The 1,703-nt window shown below is 68.6% G+C and carries 2 protein-coding genes; both read left to right on the top strand.

The genetic code is table 11. The features are described 5' to 3' along the window. The first annotated feature begins 56 nt into the window (after window positions 1–56). Window positions 57–395, top strand: a complete 339-nt coding sequence (locus IG75_RS0135530; RefSeq protein ID WP_030525731.1) for a hypothetical protein — start codon at window positions 57–59, stop codon at window positions 393–395. A gap of 203 nt (window positions 396–598) precedes the next feature. Beyond that, window positions 599–1,703: alpha/beta hydrolase family protein (locus IG75_RS0135525; protein WP_210436880.1), on the top strand; the 1,105-nt coding region annotated here is incomplete at its 3' end.

The raw sequence follows: 1,703 nt of genomic DNA, 5'->3' as shown, positions 1-1,703 counted from the left end.
CGTGGTGTAAGCGATACGGAGTCAAAGGGTTCCGGATCCAATCTCGAGGAGACTGCGTGAAATCGACCGTCAAGTACCTGCTCACCGGTGTGGCCGCGACCGCGGCGCTCACCTTCACCGGCGCGCCGCAGGCGATGGCGTATCCGGTCGGCCCGTGGGGAGTCGAAGGACCCTGCAAGGGCCTGGCGCCGGACCAGTGCCCCTACAGCCATTCCGAAGACGGACTCACCTGGTCCTATCGGGGGCATTCCTCGCACTACGACAAGATGGGCAACTACGTCTGCAACACCAACCCGTGGGAAGCCGCGCCCAGCGCATACTGCAACGCGGTGATGACCCTGGTACGTGCGCTGCCGCCGATGCCGATCGGTGGCCTGCTCGGCGGCCAGAGCTGACCCACCACAGCCGACGCCGGCCGTGAGCGCGGCCACCGTCGCCGGTGGCCCGCGCTGTCACGCGGGCCGGTCGCGTTCCGGTGACCGATGCGGGAACCACCCCGTCACCCCGTCGACGCCGCGGGCCAGGCTCCGGATCTCGGGGTCGGTACCGGTGATCGCCCCGATGTGTGCGCAGCACGTGCGGTTCTATGTTCTCGTGTGTGACCGCTACTTCCCTGCTGCGCCGGGTCGGCGCGCTCGTGATCGCCCTGGTGCTGGCCGGTGTACCCGCCGCCGCGTCCGCGGAGCCGGTTCGTTTCGGCCTGCCCGCACCGACCGGACCGTATCCGGTCGGTAGCGCCGACCTGCACCTGATCGACCCGAGCCGGGAAGACCCCTGGGTAGCCGGCAGTGTGCGGGAGTTGATGATCACCGTGCGCTATCCGGCGCGGCCGAACACCGCACCGAAAGCGCCGTACATGGCCCCCGGGGTCGCCGCAGCCGTAGCCGCGAGCGATGCCGGCAAACTCGAAGTCGAACCGGACCGGCTCGACTACCGCTTCCCCACCCACTCCGGACTCGACGCACCCGCGGCCGAGGGCCGCCGACCGGTCTTGCTGTATTCGCCGGGAGCGACCCTGTCGCGCTCACACGGCACCACCCAGATGGAACAACTGGCCGGCGACGGCTACATCGTCGTCGCGATCGACCACACCCACGAAGCCGAAGCCGTCGAATTCCCCGGCGGTCGCCTCGCGCGCAAAGCACTACCGGCGCCCACCATCGACGTCTCCAAAACCCTGATCACCACCCGCATCGCGGACACCCGGTTCGTCCTGGACCAGCTGGAACTCCTGGCGACCGGCGCACACGACGCCGACGGACAGGCTCTACCCACAGGCCTGGACACAGCTCTCGATCTCTCCAGAATCGGCATGTTCGGTCACTCCGGCGGCGGATTCACCACCGCCGAAACCATGCTCGCCGACCAGCGCATCCGCGCGGGCGCCGACCTCGACGGCAGCATGGCCTACTCCCAATCCGCCCGCGACTTCGGCCGCGCCGCCAACGAAGGCCTCGACCGGCCGTTCCTGCTGATGAGCGCCGGCGACCACAGTCCCGACACCGACGCCTCCTGGCAACAATTCCTCGGCCACCACCGCGGCCCGCTCTGCCAGGTCCACCTGCCCGACGGCGAACACTTCAGCTACACCGACTACCAAATCTTGCTCCCCCAGCTGGGCGGCGCCGCAGCAGCATTCGTCGGCGCCGTCGATCCCGCCCACAGCCTCGCTGTTCAACACCACACACTTGCCACCTTCTTCG

The sequence above is a fragment of the Nocardia rhamnosiphila NBRC 108938 genome (genome assembly GCF_000720425.1).
Classification (GTDB): Bacteria; Actinomycetota; Actinomycetes; order Mycobacteriales; family Mycobacteriaceae; genus Nocardia; species Nocardia rhamnosiphila.
This window is presented reverse-complemented; position numbering and strand designations above follow the sequence as displayed.